At 68.0% G+C, this 20,440-nt stretch carries 21 protein-coding genes; 20 read left to right on the plus strand and 1 reads right to left on the minus strand.

Annotated features, from left to right (window positions below; translation table 11 throughout):
* The first annotated feature begins 2 nt into the window (after nt 1–2).
* From ACO2TI_RS07585 to ACO2TI_RS07680, 20 genes are all read left to right on the plus strand, one after another.
* Nucleotides 3–2,123, plus strand: coding sequence for a hypothetical protein (locus ACO2TI_RS07585; RefSeq protein WP_423283205.1), 2,121 nt, complete (start codon nt 3–5; stop codon nt 2,121–2,123).
* Nucleotides 2,120–3,235, plus strand: coding sequence for a hypothetical protein (locus tag ACO2TI_RS07590; protein ID WP_423283206.1), 1,116 nt, complete (start codon nt 2,120–2,122; stop codon nt 3,233–3,235). The genes ACO2TI_RS07585 and ACO2TI_RS07590 overlap by 4 nt, the downstream gene beginning before the upstream one ends.
* A gap of 4 nt (nt 3,236–3,239) precedes the next feature.
* Entirely contained in the window at nt 3,240–3,473 is a 234-nt protein-coding gene (locus ACO2TI_RS07595; RefSeq protein ID WP_423283207.1) for a DUF7681 family protein, read from the plus strand.
* Nucleotides 3,470–3,709: a DUF2829 domain-containing protein gene (locus ACO2TI_RS07600; protein ID WP_423283208.1), complete on the plus strand. Its 240-nt coding sequence runs from the start codon at nt 3,470–3,472 to the stop codon at nt 3,707–3,709. The genes ACO2TI_RS07595 and ACO2TI_RS07600 overlap by 4 nt, the downstream gene beginning before the upstream one ends.
* Before the next feature lie 278 nt (nt 3,710–3,987).
* A complete protein-coding gene (locus ACO2TI_RS07605; protein ID WP_423283210.1) occupies nt 3,988–5,103 on the plus strand; it encodes a DUF4043 family protein in 1,116 nt (371 codons plus the stop codon).
* 27 nt (nt 5,104–5,130) lie between these two features.
* On the plus strand, nt 5,131–5,526 hold the full coding sequence (locus tag ACO2TI_RS07610; RefSeq protein WP_423283211.1) for a hypothetical protein: 396 nt from the start codon (nt 5,131–5,133) through the stop codon (nt 5,524–5,526).
* A gap of 92 nt (nt 5,527–5,618) precedes the next feature.
* Entirely contained in the window at nt 5,619–5,999 is a 381-nt protein-coding gene (locus ACO2TI_RS07615) for a hypothetical protein (protein WP_423283212.1), read from the plus strand.
* Between the two features lie 3 nt (nt 6,000–6,002).
* Nucleotides 6,003–6,641: a hypothetical protein gene (locus ACO2TI_RS07620; protein ID WP_423283213.1), complete on the plus strand. Its 639-nt coding sequence runs from the start codon at nt 6,003–6,005 to the stop codon at nt 6,639–6,641.
* Nucleotides 6,641–7,234: a hypothetical protein gene (locus ACO2TI_RS07625; protein WP_423283214.1), complete on the plus strand. Its 594-nt coding sequence runs from the start codon at nt 6,641–6,643 to the stop codon at nt 7,232–7,234. The genes ACO2TI_RS07620 and ACO2TI_RS07625 overlap by 1 nt, the downstream gene beginning before the upstream one ends.
* A gap of 14 nt (nt 7,235–7,248) precedes the next feature.
* Nucleotides 7,249–7,902 carry a hypothetical protein gene (locus ACO2TI_RS07630; protein WP_423283216.1) on the plus strand — a complete coding sequence of 218 codons (654 nt, stop codon included), beginning with the start codon at nt 7,249–7,251 and terminating at the stop codon, nt 7,900–7,902.
* Nucleotides 7,903–7,910: 8 nt separating this feature from the next.
* Nucleotides 7,911–9,296 (plus strand): hypothetical protein, encoded by a 1,386-nt coding sequence (locus ACO2TI_RS07635; RefSeq protein WP_423283217.1) that lies wholly within the window; start codon nt 7,911–7,913, stop codon nt 9,294–9,296.
* Entirely contained in the window at nt 9,293–9,796 is a 504-nt protein-coding gene (locus tag ACO2TI_RS07640; RefSeq protein WP_423283218.1) for a hypothetical protein, read from the plus strand. Before ACO2TI_RS07635 ends, ACO2TI_RS07640 begins: the two co-directional genes overlap by 4 nt.
* A 13-nt stretch (nt 9,797–9,809) precedes the next feature.
* On the plus strand, nt 9,810–11,102 hold the full coding sequence (locus tag ACO2TI_RS07645) for a hypothetical protein (protein ID WP_423283219.1): 1,293 nt from the start codon (nt 9,810–9,812) through the stop codon (nt 11,100–11,102).
* Nucleotides 11,099–11,596, plus strand: coding sequence for a hypothetical protein (locus tag ACO2TI_RS07650; RefSeq protein ID WP_423283221.1), 498 nt, complete (start codon nt 11,099–11,101; stop codon nt 11,594–11,596). The genes ACO2TI_RS07645 and ACO2TI_RS07650 overlap by 4 nt, the downstream gene beginning before the upstream one ends.
* Nucleotides 11,597–11,609: 13 nt before the next feature.
* Nucleotides 11,610–12,050, plus strand: coding sequence for a hypothetical protein (locus ACO2TI_RS07655; RefSeq protein ID WP_423283222.1), 441 nt, complete (start codon nt 11,610–11,612; stop codon nt 12,048–12,050).
* Nucleotides 12,051–12,061: 11 nt separating this feature from the next.
* A complete protein-coding gene (locus tag ACO2TI_RS07660; RefSeq protein ID WP_423283224.1) occupies nt 12,062–13,780 on the plus strand; it encodes a hypothetical protein in 1,719 nt (572 codons plus the stop codon).
* 79 nt (nt 13,781–13,859) lie between these two features.
* Nucleotides 13,860–15,455, plus strand: coding sequence for a hypothetical protein (locus tag ACO2TI_RS07665; RefSeq protein ID WP_423283225.1), 1,596 nt, complete (start codon nt 13,860–13,862; stop codon nt 15,453–15,455).
* On the plus strand, nt 15,452–17,542 hold the full coding sequence (locus tag ACO2TI_RS07670; protein ID WP_423283227.1) for a hypothetical protein: 2,091 nt from the start codon (nt 15,452–15,454) through the stop codon (nt 17,540–17,542). Before ACO2TI_RS07665 ends, ACO2TI_RS07670 begins: the two co-directional genes overlap by 4 nt.
* A gap of 3 nt (nt 17,543–17,545) precedes the next feature.
* Entirely contained in the window at nt 17,546–18,538 is a 993-nt protein-coding gene (locus ACO2TI_RS07675) for a hypothetical protein (protein ID WP_423283228.1), read from the plus strand.
* A gap of 29 nt (nt 18,539–18,567) precedes the next feature.
* Nucleotides 18,568–20,043 (plus strand): hypothetical protein, encoded by a 1,476-nt coding sequence (locus tag ACO2TI_RS07680; RefSeq protein WP_423283229.1) that lies wholly within the window; start codon nt 18,568–18,570, stop codon nt 20,041–20,043.
* On the opposite strand, the gene ACO2TI_RS07685 is transcribed toward ACO2TI_RS07680, so the two are convergent.
* Nucleotides 20,040–20,399: a hypothetical protein gene (locus ACO2TI_RS07685; RefSeq protein ID WP_423283231.1), complete on the minus strand. Its 360-nt coding sequence runs from the start codon at nt 20,397–20,399 to the stop codon at nt 20,040–20,042. The genes ACO2TI_RS07680 and ACO2TI_RS07685 overlap by 4 nt on opposite strands.
* Between the last annotated feature and the right edge of the window lie 41 nt (nt 20,400–20,440).

Here is a 20,440-nt window from a genome sequence, read left to right on the forward strand (position 1 = left end):
TGATGGGTAAGGCGCGGGTCGACAACAACATCGCGAACGAGCAGTGGGAGCGGTACATCTGGTGCCGCGACAACGGCCACGTGGACTTCGTCAAGAAGGCGGACGTCTGCAACAACTTCTTCGCCGGCCTGCAGTGGCAGCAGGAAGACCTGGACCGCCTGCGCGCGGCGCGTCGGCCCGCGCTGACCATCAACAAGATCCTCTCGACGCTGTCGACCATGTTCGGCCAGCAGATCGAGAACCGCTCCGAGACCACGTTCCTGCCCAAGCGCGGCGGCACCGGGGAGACGGCCGACGCTTTGAACATGGTCTGGCAGCACATCGCCACGGCCAACCAGCTGCAGTGGGTGCGCTCGGACGTGTTCGCCGACGGCGCGATCACCAGCCGCGGCTTCTATGACGTGCGCTTGGACTTCTCGGACTCGGTCTATGGCGACATCGCCATCGACAAGCTGAACCCGAAAAACGTCGTGGTCGACCCGGACGCCGAGGACTACGACCCCGACACCTGGAACGACGTGTTCGTCACCCGGTGGCAGACGCCCGACGACATCGCGCTGCAGTACGACCGCGAGGCGGCCGCCGAGCTGCGCACGCGCGTCGACAGCGCCTACCTGCACGGCTACGACTCGCTCGACCACATGCGCGACCGCTTCAGCGGCCCGACCCAGGTGCGCGGCTTCTATAACGACGAGGGCAGCGCCGGCCAGCGCCGCTACGTGCGCCTGCTCGACCGCCAGTTCCGCGAGCTGACCAAGTCGAAGTTCTTCGTCGACCCGATCTCGGGCGAGGTTCGCCGCATCCCCGAGCACTGGGATCGCAACCGCATCGCCGCGGTGCGCGAGCAGTTCGCGCTCGAGGTGCTCACGCGCTTCGAGAAACGCATCAAGTGGCGCGTGACGGCCGACGACATCGTGCTCCATGACGATTGGAGCCCGTACAAGCACTTCACGACAGTTCCGTACTTCCCGTACTTCCGGCACGGCCGCACGATCGGCCTGGTCGAGAACCTGCTCGGCCCGCAGGAACTGCTCAACAAGACGACGTCGCAAGAGCTGCACGTCATCAACACGACGGCGAACTCCGGCTGGAAGGTCAAGACCGGCGCGCTGACGAACATGACGCCGGAAGAGCTGGAAGAGCGCGGCGCCGAGACCGGCCTGGTGCTCGAGCTCGACGACGTGGCCAGCGCCGAGAAGATCACGCCGAACCAGATCCCGACCGGCTTGGAGCGCATCAGCTTCAAGGCGGAGGAATACATCAAGTCGATCTCGAACGTGTCGGACTCGATGCAGGGGTTCGACCGCGAGGACGTGGCGGCCAAGGCCATCGCGCAGAAGCGCCAGGCCAGCAACGTGAACTTCACGTCGCTGTTCGACAACCTCGAGCGCAGCGACTACTTCCTGGCGCGCAACGTCATCGACATCGTGCAGGAGTTCTACACAGCGCCGCGCGTGCTCAACATCATCCGCGACCCGCTGTCCGGCCAGGCCGAGCCGATCGAGATCAACACCTACGACATGGCCGCGGGCCGGATCGTCAACGATCTGTCGGTGGGTGAGTACGAAATCATCGTCACGACGGTGCCGTACCGCGCGAGCATCGAAGACAGCCAGTTCGAACAGGCCGTGGCGCTGCGCGAACTCGGCGTGCCGATCCCCGACAGCGTCCTGATCGAGAACAGCCGCCTGCGCCGCAAGCGCGAGATCCTGGCAGACATCAACGCGGCGGCGAATTCGCCCGAAGCGCAGCGCCGCGCACAGCTGGAAACCGCTGGCGCCGAGGCCGAGGTGGCTCTCAAGCAGGCGCAGACGCGCAAGACCCTGGCCGACGCTTCGGCCAAGGAAGTCGACCCGCAGCTCAAGGTCATGGACATGCAGGCCAAGGCCGCGGGCGCCGACCCGGAGCTCGAGTGGGAGCGCATGGAGCGCGAGCACGCCCTCGAGGTCGAGAAGATGAACCGCAAGTTTGCGCTCGAACAACGGCAGCAGCAGCTCGACGAGATGCTGAAGGCCGACGAACACGCTCGCGCCCAAGAGCGTGAAGACCAGGAGAGCCGCGCCCGCGTGGCTCAAGCAATGACGACCCCCCAAGCCCCAACCCCGGAGAACGAGAACCAATGAACAAGCTGCTCAAGTGGATGCTGGCCCCGTACATGCTCGGCATCGTCGATGACGAGCCGATCGGCGGTGCCGCCGACGACAAAGGCGGCGCGAGCGATGACGATTTGGCGAACGCCGATCGCGGCGACGAGTTCACCCCCGATGACGAGGGCGAGCCTGCCGACAAGGGCGCCAAGGACAAGGCCGACGCTGGCGACGCCGACAAGGGCGGCGCGGACGAGGACGACCCGACCAAGGCCGGGGCGAAGGACGCTGAGCCCGGCGACGACGACCTGGAAGGCAAGGGCGCCGACAAGGGCAAGCCGCCGGTCAAGATGATCCCGAAGCCCCGCTTCGACGAGCTGAACCGCAAGTCGAAGACGCGCATCCAGCAGCTCGAAGAAGAGCTCGCCGCAGCGCGCAGCAAGGACGCGCCCGACTCGCCGGCCAAGAAGATCAAGGACGCCGAGACCGAGATCGCGAAGCTCGAAGCCGACTACGAGAAGGCGCTCGACGACGGCCAGGCCGCCAAGGCTACCCAGCTGATGCGTCAGATCCGTCAGCTGGACCGCGAGATCATCGGCATCAAGTCCAGCGCCGAAGCCGCGCAGGCGCGCGCCATCGCGGTGGAGCAGGTCAAGGTCGACCTGCTGATCGACCAAATCGAGCGCGAGCATCCAGAGCTGGACCCCGAGGCCGACGAGTTCGACGAGGACAAGCTCGAAGAGGTCATGGAGCTGCGAACGGCCTTCGAGGCGCGCGGATACGCGAGCTCGGCCGCGATCAAGCGTGCGGTGAACTACGTGTTCCCGTCCAAGGCCACGAAGACCGCGGTCGATGAGGATGACGCTGACGCGACCGCGGTCAAGGCCAAGACCAAGAAGGACGCCGCTGCCGAAGCCGCGCGAAAGAAGATCGAAAGCGACGCCGCGCGCGCCCGCGACGCGGCGGCCAAGGCCGCCAAGGCCTCCGGCAAGCAGCCGGCGGCCACCGCCAAGGCGCCGGGCCTGGACAGCCACAAGCTCGGCGCCGGCGAGGGCGATCCGGCCTCGGTGGCCAAGATGAGCGACAAGGACTTCGCCGCCCTGTCGGAAGAGCAGAAGGCGCGCCTGCGCGGCGACTTCTTGGAGTGATGCCGTGGCTGAACAGACCTACGCCCCGCCGCCCGTCAAGGGCTACAAGACACTCAGCCAAGAGCAGGTCGACCTGATGAATGAGGGCAATTCTCTCGGCCTTCAGGTCCAGGCCTGGATCGAGAAGTTGCGGTCCCGCCCCGACGTTGCACCCTACTGGCTGCTCGTCGGCGAGACCGACATGAGCAAAGGCCTCATGGCTTGCATCCGCGCTATTACCCAGCCGGAGGGCCTATGACCACACCCCGCCTCATGAACTTCGGCGCGGCGCTGTTCTCCCTCGAGAACGGCGCGCGCGTCGCGCGCAACGGCTGGAACGGGAAAGGCATGTGGCTCGAGCTGCAGGCCCCCGACGAGCACAGCAAGATGAGCCTGCCGTACATCTTCATGTTTACGGCCCAGGGCGACCGCGTGCCATGGGTCGCCAGCCACAGCGACATGCTGTCGCGCGACTGGGTGCTCGTTGATCGTTGACACTCAACGTAGAACGGCGTAGAGTACAAATCACGCGGTGCCCTCCCCACCGCGGTTGCGTGTGATCTCCCTCCCATCCCCCGGCCCAGCGCCGGGGGCTCTTGGGAAGACGACGGGCCGACGCCGTGGGATCGAACGGTCGCTGAACTCAAGCGGTTCCTGCTCCCGCCCAACGAGCAGGCGGGCCGACTCCGTCGCAGGTCGTTTCACCGCCGCGCCAGCGCATGGCACGCCGCCGGGGCACCCCGGAAGAAACGAACCCACGGAGTCAATTCCAAATGTCCGCAACCAACTTCGGTCGGCTTCAGTCGGAGCAGATCCTCACCTGGTCGAAAGACGTCTGGCGCCATGCGCGTCAGATGTCCTTCATCAACAAGTTCCTGGGCAGCGACGAGAACAGCGTCGTCCAGCGCATCACGGAGCTGAAGAAGGACAAGAAGGGCGCGCGCGCCATCATCACCCTCGTTGCGGACCTGGAAGGCGACGGCGTTGCCGGCGATCGCCAGCTCGAAGGCAACGAAGAGGCGATGAAGAGCTATGACCAGATCATCCAGATCGATCAGCTCCGCCACGCCAACGTTCACGAAGGCCGCATGGCCGAGCAACGCTCGGTGGTCTCGTTCCGCAACCAGTCGAAGAACGTGCTGGCCTACTGGTTGTCCGATCGCGTGGATCAGTTGGCCTTCCTGACCGCCTCCGGCGTCTCGTACGGCATGCAGAACAACGGCGTGGCTCGCGTGGGCTCGGCGCTGTCGCAGCTGGCCTTCGCCGCCGACGTGAGCGCGCCGACGAACCTGCGCCGGCTGCGTTGGAACGGCACCGCGAAGGCGCTCGAGACCAACGGCGCGACCAACGCCATCGCGGCGGCCGACAAGGTCACCTGGGGCATGCTGGTCGAGGCCAAGGCCTACGCCAAGGACCAGATGATCCGCGGCATCAAGGAAGAGGGCGGCGAGGAAACCTTCCACGTCTTCCTGACCCCGCGTGCCATGGCCCAGCTGAAGCTGGACCCGGACTACATGGCTAACCTTCGCGCGCAAGCGACCAGCACCGGCCGCGGCTCGGAGCTCTTCAAGGGCGGCGCGGTCAAGGTCGACGGCCTGTACCTGCACGAACACCGGTACGTCTACAACACCATGGGCGCCGCGTCGGGCTCGAAGTGGGGCGCGACGGGCACGCAGGACGGCTGCCAGGTGCTCTTCATGGGCGCTCAGAGCCTGGGCATGGCGGACATCGGCGAGGCCGAGTGGGTCGAGAAGGAGTTCGACTACGACAACCGCCCGGGTATCTCGGTCGCGAAGATGTTCGGCTTCCTGAAGCCGCGCTTCAAGTCGCTGTACGCCGGCAACACCTTGCAGGACTTCGGCCTGTTCTCGGTGTACGTCGCGCAGTAATCGACGGAAGAACACAGGAGTTTTCCAATGAGCAACATGACCAACGTCGGTCGCCAGTACGCGCTGTTCCTCGAGCAGGCCTTCGACTTCGAAGACCTGGCCGCGGCTCCGGTGAAGCTGGCGCCGAAGCTCCCGGTGGGCGCGATCGTGCTGAGCACGCGCGTGATCACCGAGACGATCTTCAACGGCGCCACGCCGACGCTCGACGTCGGCGTGGCCGGCAGCCTGGCGAAGTACGCCAACGACGCGTCGCTGGCCGCCGCGGCGGTGGTCAACGGCGCCGCCGTGACGGGCACGCCGCTGACCGCGGAAGAGACGATCGTGCTGACGCCGAACGCCGGTGCCGCGGCCTCCACGGCTGGCAAAGGCCGCGTGGTGGTTGAGTACATCGTCGTCGGCCGCGCCAACGAGATGCTGCCGTAATCGGTTTGGGGCTTGGCGGGGGTCGTCTGAGGACGCCCCCGTCCTTTTTGCCCCAACCACTTCCCCACCCTAAGGAGAAAACAATGCCCCTGATGGTTTCCCCGATCGCGCGCACGATCGCTACCGAGTTCGGCCACGTCCTCGCGTTCGAAGCCGGCGTGCCGCAGCACGTGCCGCCCCGCCTGGTCAGCTCCGTGATGGAGAAAGGCGTGGTCCCCGCTGACGAAACCGCCGCAGTCGAAGTGCAAAAGGTGGTCGAAGAGCCCGAAGGCGTGAAGGCGCCGACGGACCCCGACGAGCGCATCCTGCTGATCGCCGAGGCGATGAAGACGCTGGAAGCGACCGGCAAACTCGACTTCACGGCCGGCAACAAGCCGGCGCCGGGCAAGCTCACCAAGACGCTGGGCTGGGAAGTCCACGCCAACGAGCGCGACGCCGCCTGGGCGCTGATCGAGGCTTCCAAGGCCGAGTAAGCCATGGACGCGGGCACCCTGCTCAAGAGCTTCCGACTCAAGGTGCATGACACGAAGGCGCCTTACCTGTGGTCGGACGCGGAGTTCTACGGCTACGCCGATCAGGCGCAGCGGGAGTTCGTGCGCTTGATCGGGGGCCTGCGTGACAGCCGCAGCGAGGTGACGCGAGTCTCCGTCGCTGCCGGCGACGAATTCATCCCCCTCGACCCGCGTGTGATCGAAGTGGTCTCCGCGCGCAATGGCGAGGGGCGCCCGGTCGACGTGATCAGCGCCGGCCACGCCGACGCGCGCGCGACGCCACGAGTCAGCCGCCTGGTCGCACTCGTGGCCGGTGAGGACGAGGGCGGTGTGCGCCCGGTCGGCATCCCGGAGTTGGACGACACCCTGCAGCTGGTGGTCAAGCGCTTGCCGCTCGAGAAGATCACCGGCGCCGGCGACGAGTTCGAGCTGCGTGACGAGCACCAAGACGCGCTGCTCGACGGCGTGTGCTCGCTCGCATACCTCAAGCAGGACGTTGAGACGCTGGACAAGAGCAAGGCCAGCGACTTCAAAGCGCTGTTCGAACAGGCCGCTGCGCGCGCGTTCCGCGAAGCGCGCCGCCGCGCCGGCCGCGGCGGGACCGTGGCCTACGGGGGCCTGTGATGGCACTCAAGCTGAATCTCACCATCGAGCAAGGCCACACGTTCCAGAAGGTCGTGCGGTGGCAAGCGCCGACGCTGGTGTACCGCGCGATCACTGGCATGGCCCGCAGCGGGCCGGCACGCGTGACCGCCATCGCCCACGGCATCCCCGAAGGGTGGCCCGTTGCCGTCGTCGACGCGCTCGGCATGACCGAGCTCAACGCGGGCAGCCAGCCCCCAACCGGCTCCGACTTCCGCCGCGCAACCGTGGTGGACGAGGACACGGTCGAGTTCAACGAGGTCAGCTCGGCCAACTTCAAGGTCTACAAGAGCGGCGGATACCTGGTCTTCCACGCGCCGCTCGACTTGACCGGCTTCACTGCGCGCCTGGTCGTCAAAAGCAAGGTCGGCGGCGAAGTCCTCTTCGAGATGACCACGGAGAACGGCCGCATCACGATCAACGAGGGCGACCGGACGATCACGCTCGACATCAGCGCAGTCGAGACCGGCGCGCTCGAGTGGAAGGCGGGTGTCTACGACCTCGACCTCATCGCGCCCTCCGGCGCCATTACGCCGCTTCTCGCGGGGGCGGTCACCGTGACGCCTCACAACTGATCCAAGGACATTCCATGACCGTCCAATACTCCGCTGCCGTGCGCAACTCGATCGCCGAGGCCGTCGAAGTGGCCTGCAACGGCCAGGCCGTGAGCGCGGGCACGGGCGCCGGCGGCTCGATCACCGGCGCTGCTGCGCAACCGAAGCTGCGCCTCCTGACCGGCGCCGCGCCGGCCAACCCGGCCGCTGCTCAGACCGGCACGCTGCTGGCGGAGATCACTTTGCCCGCCAACTGGATGGCCGACGCCGCCGCCGGCGTCAAGGCTCTTACCGGCACGTGGCAGGCTAACGCGGTGGCCGCCGGCACGGTGGGGTACTACCGCGTCGTTGACAACGCCGGCACGACCTGTCACGAGCAAGGCACGTGCGGCCAGCAAGTGCAGCTGAACACCAATGCCGTGACGGCGGCGAACGGCAACGTACTGAACTTCGCGGCGACGACCGGCGTTGTCGTGGGCATGAACGCCAGCGGCACTGGCATCCCTGCGGGCGCAGTCGTGGCCGCCGTCAGCGGCACGACCGTGACGCTGTCGCACACGTCGACGGCCGGCGTGGCGAACGGGGCGACGATCGCCTTCACTTACGACATCACCGTCGACAACCCGGTTCTGGCCAATGGTCAGCAGGTCACTGTGACCGCGAAGACCATCACCGCGCCCAACGCGTGAGGTAGCCCGTGGCGCTGAGCTTCGGCGCAGACAACGGCGGCGGAACTCGGTACTTCACAGCGCCCTTACCAGCGCTGGTTGACGGCAACTGGGCGCTGCTGTGCTGGATTCGAGCGGTGGACTTCACCGGCTCGGGGTTCCAGTACGCCCTCAGCATGGGGACGCTGGGCGGCGCGAACAGTCTGCACGTCTTCACCCCCGAGGCCTCCCAGGCCTCGGGCAACACGTGGACGCTACGCGCGCTCGGCTCGACGGGCACCGAAGTCAACTTCGGCATCGGTGGCGCCGGCGTCGAGTTCCCTAACGACGGCGTCGACCGGCTGTGTGTCATCCAGCGCGTCGGCACGAGCCTGCAGATTTACGTGGTGCCCGAGGGCAGCACGGTCGCGTCCGGCGGCATTAGCGGCTCGACTACTTGGACGACCGGCGCCATCACCGCCGGCACGCTCAACATTGGCCGTCGCGCCGACGGCGCCGCAGACCGCGGGTGGCAGAACCCGCTGGGCCAGATTGCGTTGTTGCTCAACGACAGCCTGACCACGGACGAGATCAACACGCTGGCGACGGGCAAGCCGATCACGGCGGTGCGCGCGACAACGGCGATGGACCTGCGATTCCGCACGGACAACGCCACCGAGCCGGACCTGTCCGGCAACGGCCGCAACGCTACGCGCGTGGGCACGGGTTTCACGGTCGTGACGGACTTCTTCGCCGACACGACGTATGGGTTCGGCGCCGTGGCACTCAACGGCGTCGCCTCGCAGGGAACAATGACCACCGCCGCCACCGGAGCGACGCTCTCCGGCAGCACGGTCATTGCGACGATCACCAGCGTCGGTAGCGCCACCGCGCTCGCCTCTGCGTCCGGCGCCACCGCGGTGGACCGCTTCACGCAGGTCGCGGCGGCGGCCTTCTCCGTCGCGGCGGTCGGCGCCGCCGCACTCGGTGCGTTCGGCGCCACGGGCGCCATGCGCGCCGAGGTGCAAGCCAGCGCCACCACCACCACCATGGGCGGGTTCGTGCTCAGCGCCAACGCCGGTGCTTTGGTGAATGCGGGCGGCGGCGGCGCGCTCGACGCATTCGACCAGGTGGCGGCGATCCGGCTGGGCGCTCGAGCAGACGGCGCGTCGGCGCTCGCTGACTTCGCGAGCAGCGGCGCGATCGCCGCTGAGGCGCGAGCGGCCGGCGGCGCCATCCTCGCCGCATTTGTTTCGGTTGGCCGCATCGGCGAGCGCCATGTTCAGTACGAGCACCAGGTCGTCGTGATGATCAGCGCACCGGCGATCTACGTACGCCTGCCCATCCCTGAGCTCGCGGTGTCCGCCACGCACGACGACATCGACTGCGCGGTCGAGCACGACGAGATCGCCGTCACAGCAACCGCCAACCTATGAACCTCACCGCCCTCATCCCCTGGCCGTACCGCTTCCTGGCGCTGGCCGCCCTCGGCGCCGCGCTGTGGGGGCACGGCTGGCTCACCGCCCGCGAGTCCGCGCAAGAAGACCTGGACGCCGCGCGCCTGGCCAGCACGCACGTGGTCGTGAAGTGGCTCGAGCGCGAGGCCGCGCGCGCCGAGAAGATCGTCACCAAGTACGTCGACCGCGTGCAGACCGTCACTGAGACGATCACGCAAATCGAGCAACTCGCCCCGGAGCTCCGCGATGACCAAGACCTCGCTCGCATTTACCTGCCTGCTGCTGAGCGCGTGCTCCACGACGCCGCCGCCACAGGTGGTGACCCGGAAAGCGCCCGAGCTGCTCTTGCGGGCGCCGCGCCCGTTGATCTCCTTACCTACACCCGCACAGTCCGCGCCAACTACCAGCAGTGCCGCCTCACCGCCGAGCAATTGACCAGCCTGCAACAGTGGGCTGACACGGCTGAACCTCTGCCGTAGAATGCCGTAGACTATGGCGGCGCGCACCATCCCCCTACGCATCTCCGGCTTCGCGCTCGGGATGAACAACCGCCGCCCGGACCATCAGCTGGACGCCGGCGAGGACGGCCGCTTCCTGCGCTCGAGCGTCAACGCGGACATCGCCGCCACGGGGCGCCTGCAGCGCCGCCGGGGCTACGCGCGCGTCATCTCCGGGGCGGAGTGTCACTCGGGGTGGGCCGCGCCCAGCGGGGCGGCGGCGTTCTACGCCGACGGCGGCTCGCTCTATCAGCTCAGCGGCGATCCGGCGGCACCGACACGCGCGTTGATCCGCGACGGCTTTGCGCCCCAACTGCCGTTCAGCTACGCCGAGGCGCCCGAGGGCGGCTTCTACGCTTCGAACGGCGCCGAGCTGGGCCGCATCGTGGGCGGCGTGTTCGAGCCACTGGCGCCGCCCCCGCTCAGCCCCCAACCCTTCGCCGTCGCTACGAGCGGCGGCGCGCTGCCGCCGGGCACCTACCAGGTGTGCTTCACGCAGCGCTTCGCCGACGGCCGCGAGTCGCCGGCCACGCATCCGCTGCAGATCGAGGTGCCCGAGGACGGCCGCATCGAGGCGTTCGGTCTCCCCGCAGCGTTCTCACCCGGCGTGACGTCAGTCGTCGTCTACGCCTCGCCAGTCAATGGCGACCAGATCTACCGCGCCGCGGTGCTCACCGAACCGGCCACCACGTTCGTGCTCGCCGTGTTGCCTGCCGCCGGCCCACGCTGCACGACCATCGGCTTGACCCGCATGCCGCCCGGCAACGTCGTGCGCTTCAGCAACGGCCGCCTGTTGGCGGCGGACGGTCGCGCGCTCTTCTATTCGGAGCCCTTCGCCCCAGGCCTGACGAACCCGCTGAAGAACTTCATCGTATTCCCGGAGCCCATCAGCGTGGTCGAGCCGGTCGGCGGTGGCGTCTACGTCGTGGCTGAGGCCACCTACTGGTTTCTTGGCGACCTCGGCGTGGCCGAGGCGCGCGTGGTTGCGCCGTCGCGCGGCGTGCCACGCACGGGCGGCCAGATGCCGCGCCCCGCCGGTGAGCAGAAGTCGACCGGCTGCTTCTGGATGAGTGAGCGCGGTCTGGTCACAGCGTTGCCCGGCGGCCAGCTCACATTCGTGCAGGACGACAACGTTGCAGTCGCCCCGGCCCGTGCCGGCGCCACTGCGTTCCGCGAGCGCGACGGCGAACGCCAACTCGTGGCCGGGCTCTTCGGCACCGGCCCCGAGCACATCGCAGCGCGCAGCTTCATGGACGCGGAAGTGATCCGCAAGGAGACCCAGCTATGAATGAGATGGCCAAGGCCGGCTTCGTGTGGACCATCGAGACGCTGCGCAACGGCGTGGTGATCGAGCGCGAAGTCGTCCACAACCTCATCCCCGTCGAGGGCCTGAACCACATTCTCTCGGTGCTGCTCAAGGCTGGCGCGCAAGTGCCCACCTGGTACATCGGCATCTACGAAGGCAACTACACGCCGACGCCCGACCTCACGGCCGCGCAGTTGCCGGCGCTCGCCGTCGAATGCACCAGCTACACCGAGGCGACGCGCCGCGAGCTGGTCGAAGGCGCGGTCGCCAATGGCGCGGTCGACAACCTCGGCAATCGCGCCGAGTTCACGTCGAACGCCAACAAGACGGTGTACGGCGGCTTCATCACCTCGGCGCCCGCGAAGGGCTCGACCGCCGGCGTGCTGCTGTCTGCGGTGCGCTTCCCGACGCCCAAGTCCTTCGAAGCCGAGACCGTGATGCGCGTCTCGGCCGGCTTCAACCTCGCTTCTCTCTGATCGGAGTCCCCACATGAAGACTTCCACCGGCCTGCGCAACGCCATGCTCGCGAGCGGTTCACTCAAGAGCCTGCTCGACAACGGCGTACTGCGCATCTACGGCGGCTCCGTGCCGAGCACCGCGGACGAAGCGATCGGCGGCGCCACGCTGCTGTGCGAGATCACCGAGGACGGCCTGGGCGGCGGCCTCGATTTCGCCGCCGCGGCTGTCGGCGGCGTGCTGGCCAAGCTCGCCGGCCAGGTGTGGGCAGGCACGCCCGTCGCCACCGGCACGGCGACCTTCTTCCGCTTCGTGCAGACGGGCGACACCGGCGCTGTCAGCACGACCGCACCGCGTCTGCAAGGCACGTGCGGCACCGCCGGTGCGGACCTGAACATGACCAGCACCGCGCTCGTCAGCGGCACGCCGCTGCCCCCGGTCGACTTCTTCAACGTCGCGCTGCCGACTCTGTGACGGAGTAGGGCATGGCCTTCAGTCCCGCCGGCCTCGCCGAGCTGTCGTTGGGCGACAGCGTCTCTGTCGAGCAGTTGCGCATCAGCGGCGACGGGCAGCGGTTGGTGCTCGTCCGCAAGCCGCTCGCGGGCGGCACCACGTCGGACTTGGAGATTTACCGCCGCGGCGCATCGGCGTGGAACCTCGAGCACAGCGAGTCGTTCTTCACTGGGTCCAACGGCTTCGCGCAACCGGTCATCTCGGGCGACGGCGCGACCGTCGTGGTGTTTCGCCACCCACAATCGTTCTACTCATCCTCGACGGGCACCGAGGTCAAAACGTGGACGCGCGACGGCACCACGTGGACCAACACCAGCAATCCGACGCTCCCGGCCGGCTTCACAGTGTTGGCGGGGGCGCTGAACAGCGACGGCTCGCGCCTCGCGATGCTGCGTACGATCGGGTCGATCACGACGTCGCGCCTGGTGATGCTCGCCTCCGACGGCGCGGGCTCGTTCCCGACGGTTGTCACTGAGACCAACGTGTTCCCCGGCGAGACCATGGGGACGTGGTCGGCGCAGATGACGCTGTCCGGCGACGGGCTCAAGGTCGCGTTCCCGTACTACACGGACGGCTTCGGCGCAGGGGTCCACGTTTACACACTCAGCAACGCGGGCGGCCCGTGGGACTGGGTCGACCATCAGCTGATCGAGGACACGTACGACCCCGAATACGGCTTTCTCAACATCCCCACGCTGAACGGTGACGGCTCGCGCATGCTCGTGAGCTACTTCGACGATCCGTACGGTGGTAGCCCCGCACCGCGGGCGGCCCGCGCACTGCTGTACGAGCTCAACGCCGGAGTGTGGGAGCTCGGCGCCACGCTCGAAGAGACCGCGTCCGAAGCGTCGATGACCGCTTGCGCGGATGTCTACGTGGTCAGCGCGACGTACGCACTCGACTTCGGCATCACGCACAACTTCCTCGGCCCGCCGGACGCGAAGGCAAAGTCCTGGAACACAAGCGCGAGTGAAGCGGGCTACTGGCGCAATCCGCCCATTCCGTACGGCGGCAACGCAGCCGGGTTCGCGTACAGCAACAGCACCAAGACGTTTGAGTTCCTCGACGAGGGCACCCCGACCACGAACGACGGCGCGGAAGTGCTCGGGGTGGCGCCGAGCACCAACGCCGGCAAGCGCATGTTCGAGATCGTCGCGGACGAAATCACGACGCAAACGATCCTGGGCTTCGTGGTGGCCAAGCAGTCGCTCTACACCAGCATGTACGGCGTCGACGCGGTCGCGCGCTGGGTGGGCATCTACGACGGCACCGGCAGCGAGGCGGTGAGCTACACCGATTTCTGGTCCTCATCCAGCGAGACGAACCTCGACAACAGCGGCCTGTGGCCGCTGGTGACGACAGGCGACGTACTCAGCTTCTGCTTCGACCTCGGCGCGGGCAAGCTAGACAAGATCAAGATCAACGGCGTGTCCCAGGCCTTTGACCCGGCGGATGCAACGGCTTGGGCGGCGATCAACGCATGGGTGGCCGGCGCCGAGGTGCGCCCCTGGCTCAATGCGCGCCCGAACGGTGGTGCGCCGTTCGGGAAATTCACGCTCAACGTCACTGCCGCCGACATAGCGCACCCCGAAGCAGGCTACAGCGCATGGCTCGACGGTGGGGGCGGCCCCGGTCCCGGCCCGACAGGCGACTTCTGGACCGACTTCATCCTGAGCCATGAAGTACCCTAAGCTCTGGAACGGCATCACGCCCGAGGGCGAAGACGCAGCGCGCGGCCTGCAGCGCGTCGATGCGCCGTTTCTGAAGCGGGTGACGCCGGGCTACATCGCGCGCGCCAAGAACGGTTTCTACGAGGTCACCAAGATCGCCTCCGCGCAGTCGGCGCCGTATCTGTGGGGCGACTACGTCTCTGACGGCGTACTCGCTACGGCGAGCTTCGATCCTGGTCGTAAGCGCAAGGTGCTGCAGACATACGGGGTGGTCATCGGCCCCGGCAGCACCTACCAACCAACTTCGTCGTTCTACAACTACGTCGGCGATCGCTACCTCCTGCGCATCGGGCGCGACTCGTCGTCGGCCGACGGCCCGTTCTGGCCCGTGCTGGTGCGCGACACGCTGGGCGATGAGTTCCCGCCCGCCTCGGAGAACCGCGGGAAGTCGATCTCGTTCTATGGGTTGGCGAACCTGGAAGGCGGCGCCGACATCAATGAGTTTCAGCGCATCATTGGTGCGTTCGCCTCGGGCTGGGACGGCACCAAGTACCGCTTCGGCTACGGCGGCCTGTGGCAAGACCCGGACGGCGAAGACATCTTCCGCGTCGGCGGCCCGAGCAACGGCACGCTGGCGATCACAAACCGCGTGCGCGAGTACCGCGCGTGGTTCTCGAACACGCTCGACTTCGCCGTCAGCACGCAGACCTGGGCTTCGACCAACCGCGAGATCTGCATGTCGCGCATCTTCGTTGGCGGCCCTGGGAAGCTCGCGGCGCTGAAAGCGACGTTGGAGACGGTCGAGTCGGTCGACTACGTCGACATGGGCACGCCGGAAGACAGCTACTACGCTGGCACGTGGAAGCCGCGCGTGAAGGTCAAGCTCGTCACGTCGAACGACCACGGCGCGTCGTGGAACGAAAGCGACGCCGACTTTCTCGAGCCGTACATCGAGTTCAAGATGCTCCCGGGCACCGGCCTCGGCAGCGACCCGTGGTCGCCGCCGGGTATCACGCACTTCGACCGCTTCGTGATGAACGGCAACCAGCTGCTCAACATGATGATGGGGGCGCGCGTCGTCTACGTCGGCAACAACACACGCTTGCTGATGGTGCCGCAGTGTCGGATCGCGCCCGGCCAGTGGGGCACGCTGTTGTTCCGCGACGCAGGCAGCGGATTTTCGCGCGTTGCGTGGCCTGCAGACTCAGGCACGTGGCTTGCGCCATCGGAGTTCGGCGGTAGCGCCGATTTGGTGTTGTCGTTCAGTGGGTACTTCTTCGCCCACTGGTTCTCGTGGGGGCCGGGGTGCGCGTACTACCCGGTGAACCACGACAACAAGATGAAGCTGCTCGTGACGGTCGATGCTGGCGACACCTGGACCCTGACGCCCGAGCTGCCGGCGGACATCAACCACAACTTCATCGGTACGGCGCTCGGCACGACGGTGCGGCCCCGCACCGATACCTCGCCCGGCCGCGTGCTGTTCCCTCGCGTGGACGAAGCCGCAGGGCGTATCGAGTGGCTGGCGACGGGTGGGGATCTGAGCGCGTTCGCCGCCGCGGGCGACGTTGCTGCACCCGGCATCGAGGAAGAGTTCATCGGCTACGCGGGCCGTTACTTCGTCTACATCGGTGACGGCGCGACGCGTCGTCGGTACGTGAATCCGGCCTTCCCGGGAGAGTTCGACAAGCCATGACCAACGCACTGATCAAGGACGCGCCGACGCCGTTGCCGGACCCGGACGCACCCGCGGGGCCGGTCACGGCGACGCTCTACTGGTCGGCCACCGGCCGTTTCTTCAGCGGCGGCCTAAGCAGCTCCGATGCGCCGACCATCGACACGTGGTTCTACGTGTCGGCCTCGGGCGCGGGCTTCTTCCCCACCGGCGAGCGCGCATTCGTCGACGGCGACGGCAAGCGCGGCACGCTCACGTTCGTGCCCGGCACTTACCGCCAGGCCAGCGGCTACCTGGGCGCCCCCGTGCCGGCGCAGGACGCGCTCATCCAGTACGAGGATGTGGAGAACGAGCAGCCTGGCGAGGGCGGCGCGGGCTCTGGCGGCCACTGGGAGCTGGTCGACCCAGGGACTCCCGAGACGCCGGAGACCGTCGTGCCGGTCACGACTCGCGTGTGCATCACCGTACCGCTCGACTGGCTGACGAAGAACCCCCAGCTGCCCGAAGGCGCCACGTTGACGCCAAAGCCCGACGGCAGCGCGCTGCTCTACTGCGACGACCTGACGATCTACCAGACCGTGCCTGGCACGCCGGCAACCCCGCCGCGCTACGAGTTCGTTCCGGACGAACAAACGCCAACCGCTTCGCCCGGCAACGGCGTCGGTTGGAACGGCGGCGCGCGCTCGGTCCAGGCGATCGCAGGCGACGCGGCCATCGAGTTCAAGCCGGTCACCGGCCTGGTTTCGGCGGCGGTGGGCTTCGAGGTGCCCCAAGGCGCTTCGCTGGCGGACCGCCCCATCGACAGCGCGCAGTTCATGACACGGCACATGCAGCGCCACGCCTTCTGGCTCGAGCGCGGGCAGCTCTACGTGCGCGAGGATGGTTACTCGCGACTCTTTGTCGGCAGCTACGTGCCTGGCGACCTGTTGCGCATCGAGCGCGCCGCCGGCGTGACGACCTACAAGAAGAACGGCGCAGTGGTTTACACCAGCTCGAACGCGCTCAACACCGAGCGTACGAACATGGTCGCCATGCTGTACGCGCCGGGTGACTCGATCGACGAGCCGAAGATCATCGCCGTGACGCCCGCCGAGACCGGCGCCGAGCTGTCGTTTCTGCCGGCCGAGCTGAACGCCAGTATGGCCGGAGGCAGACTCTACATGGGGCTGAGCAAGTCGATGCGCCCGCTACGGGGGGTGGGTTCGTTCCAAGGCACGCCTGAACCGGCGTACATGGGCGCTAACGCGTTCATGTCGCCGATGCAAGGCATCGGCCTCATGGCCGAACCCAATCGGTGGAGCGCCGACTTGTCGTTCCAGCCGATGCAGATCCTGGCCGGCAGGGCTTACATGGCCGCCGATCTGCAGATGCGCGCGCCGGCGATGAACGCAACGTTCGAAGATCTCACGGACGGCGTGGCGCTCTACAGCGGCCTTGCCGCGGCCGATAGCCTGCGCGGGGCCAAGCTCATCGCTGTGGTCATGAACACGCAAGGCGTGATCTTGGCCGTGCTGGGCATGAACATCGTAGTCGACGCGGAGTTGCCGGCGGCGGCCGCGATGAGTGTCACGTACGGCACCGACCGCGCGTTGCTCGCGACGATCCACGAGTTCCTGCTCGCTGGTGACGCGCCGCCCGTGTTCGACCAGGCTGGCCAGGTGTGGATCATCAACACCGAGACCGGCGCCAGTGGCATGTACGAGGCCTATGACTTCAACAGCTACGGTCTACTCGACGGCCAGGCATTTGGTGTCAAGTCCGACGGCGTCTACCTGCTCGACGGCGACGACGATGAAGGGCAGCCGATCCGCGCGTCGGCGGCGATCGGCAAGACCGACTTCGGCACGCGCCAAGAGAAGCGGCTCGAAGCCGCGTACCTGGGCGTCTCGTCGACTGGCGGGATGCTGCTCAAAGTCACGCTGCCTGACGGCACCGAGTACGTCTACGAGGCGCGCACGAGCAGCGAAGCGCTTGAGCAACAGCGCATCGACGTCGGCCGCGGCATCCGCGCGACGTTCCTGACGTTCGAGGTCTTCAACCAAGAGGGCGCGGACTTCGAGCTCGAGAGCGCCGAGTTCTTCGCCACCAACACCACCCGGAGGATCTAAATCATGGCGTTCACCGGAGGCGCACCCGCCGTTGTCGGCGAGGTCTTCACCCTCGCCAACCAGGTCGCCAGCGAGCTGCGCGACGACGCGCTCTCGCGCACCGACGCTGCCATCGCGGCCGCGGGCGGCGCGCTGCCCAACGTTGTTGTGCCCATCATCGAGGGCAGCTTCCCGATCCCGGCCGTCCCAAGCTTGCCCACGCCGATGTCTCCGGCCGAGGCGACCGCGTACCTGAACCAGTTGGCTGACCAGGTCGAGCAACTGATCCGCGATGGCCTGGTGCAGTTCTTCAGCGACTACTTCCCGCTGGGCGACGAGCTTGAGTTGGCCGGCGAGTGGATCGAACGCGTCCTGACGCAGGGCGGCGCGATCAACCCGACGATCGAGGCGCAGTTGTGGGAGCGCGAACGCGCACGCCTGCTGGCCGATGCCCAGCGCCAGGAAGACGAGGCGGTCGCGCTGTGGGCCGCGCGCGGCTACCCGCTGCCGCCCGGCGCCGCCTTGGCCGCCGTCGAGCAGATCCGCCGCACGACCCAGCAGCAGATTGCCGCGGCCTCGCGCGACGTGGCGATCAAGACATTCGAGACCGAGGTGCAGCTGGCGCAGCGCGCGGTCGAGCTGGCCATCAACCTGCGCACCAGCGCGATCCAGAGCGCCTCCGAGTACATCAAGACGCTCGCCCTCGGCCCGCAGCTGGGCGTGGAGTACGCCAGCACCCTGGCTGACGCGCAGGCGAAGCTGGCCGGCGCCGCGAGCGACTTCTACCGCGCGCAGGTCCAGGCCGCCGAGATCCCCGTACGCGTGGCCACGGCGAACGCCGAGTTCAAGATGCGCGGCGAAGAGCTGCGCGTGCGCGGCTCGCTCGAGAACCTCGGTCAGCGCGTCCAGGCGGCCATGGCCGCCGCGCAGAGCCTGGGAACCCAGGCGGCGGCGGCGCTCAACGGCCTGCACGCCTCGGCGAGCATCAGCGGCAGCGACTCGACTGTCGTCGAGTGATCTGCGTTAGACTACGGCAGAGGTAACCCATGGCGACGACCCCCCGCGCGAACGAGATCCCGACCGGCGTCAACCCGGACGGCAGCCTGCGCTACGACTACACGCCGCCGAACCCGAACGTCGAGCGGGACTTCTTCAGCGAGACCGAGGTCGGGCGCAACATCAACAACGCCGCGATGGCGCTACCGGGCCTTGGCTCGGCGGCGCGCATCCCGTCGGCTGTGCGCGCCGGCCGCGCCGCGCTGACGGGCTTGCGCTCGGCGCGCACCGTCGCGGGTGGGGTCACGCAGACCGCCAGCGCGGCCACGCTACCGGCCGCGGCGCTCAGCCTGGCTGGCGAGACCGCAGCCAGTCCCGCCGCGCCGCCGGCGCCCGCGCGCAGCGCTGCCGTTACGCCCGAGGTTCCGACCTCCACACCCACCGGCTCGGCCGGCTTCCGGCGACTTCGCGACGGCAGCGTGGTCGGCTCCCAGCTCGACGCTGAGGGCCGCGCGCAGGGCATCTTCCGTCGCGGCAGCGCGTTCGGCCCGCAAGCCTACGGCGTGAGCGTTGGCGACGCCGGCTCGGCCGACGAGGCGCTCGGGCGTGAGGCGCGCGCAAACCAGATCCGGCAAGCTTCCGTCGACGCCGCGCAGGAGGCCAGCGGCGGGGGCGGCCCCGCCGTAGGTATCAACGGCATGCGCGGCGACCCAACCGTGGGCAACATTGACCCGGCGCGCGCGGCTTACCTGGCCGAGCAGCAGATGCGCTTGGGCGGCTCGCGCACCGCGCGCGCTGCCGGCGCGGCTGCACTGGCCAGCGTCGTGAACAACGCCGCGGAGACCGAGGCGCGCGAGCGCGTCGGCATGGCCGGCATCCAGGCCAGTCGCGACAACACCGCGCTCGAGGCGCGCACGCGCGCTCGCCTGGGCGACCAGGCCACGGTCACCGCGCGTCGCGGGCAGGATCTCGACTACCAGGCTTCCACTTACGGCGCCGACGCGCGCACCGCGATCGCCAGCGCACAACTGCGCGCGCAGCAGGTCGACAAGGCCGACGAGCGCGCCCGCAAGCGCCTCGACGACACGGTCGAGATGTTCAAGGGCGAGTTCACGGCCGTGGACAAGGACGGCAAGCGCTCGTTCGACGAGGTGGGCGCGCGCCAGGCGGCCAACGCGCTGCTGCGCACCGCGCCAGAGTTCTCTCAGTTGCCGCCGGCGCAACAGCGCGCGCTGATGACCCAGGCCATCGCCGAGGCCCGCACGACGCAGAACCTGGCTCAGCCGGCGCGCGTTGGCATCGACGCGATCAACCCGTTCGCCAGCGAGCCCGCAGCCAACATCGGCCGCCCCAGCCTGCGGGGCGGCAGTTCGGAGCGCGTGGGCCTGTTGCGCGGCGTGGTGACGCCTGGCGTCTCGGCCGGCGACTATCTCGTACGCGATGCGTCGGGCCGCAGCTACGTGCTTCCGAACCCGAGCGTCGAAGAGATCGACCTCATCGACCGGGAGACGCGCCGGGGCCGTTAAGAGACGCGCTCGAGAGCGACGACGACGCCGTCTTTGACGTCGCAGCGGAACGAGGGGCCGCTGAGGGATGAGTCGCCCGGTAGCTGGGCGCGCACCAAGCCGGTGTTCACGCCAAGCTGAGTGGTGTCGTACTGGTAGTCCGGGCGCAATGCGACGTAGCCAATGCCCGCCTTCGTGAGTGTGTCGCGCAGCGCTTGCTCGCAAGGGGTGGCGAACGCGGCCCGGGCCGCCTCAACCTGTGCCTGACGGGCCGCTTCCTGCTTCTGCTCGTGCTGGTAGAGGAAGTAGCCCCCCGCAGCGACGAGCAGCAGGACCGCCGGCAATGCCTGGACAAGGGTAGAGAGGGGCTTGTTCATGGGGCGCCTTGTAGCAGGGTTCCCGGGGCTAGTCATCTGCG

It is taken from the genome of Caldimonas sp. KR1-144, assembly GCF_049446155.1.
Lineage (GTDB): Bacteria > Pseudomonadota > Gammaproteobacteria > Burkholderiales > Burkholderiaceae_C > Rivibacter.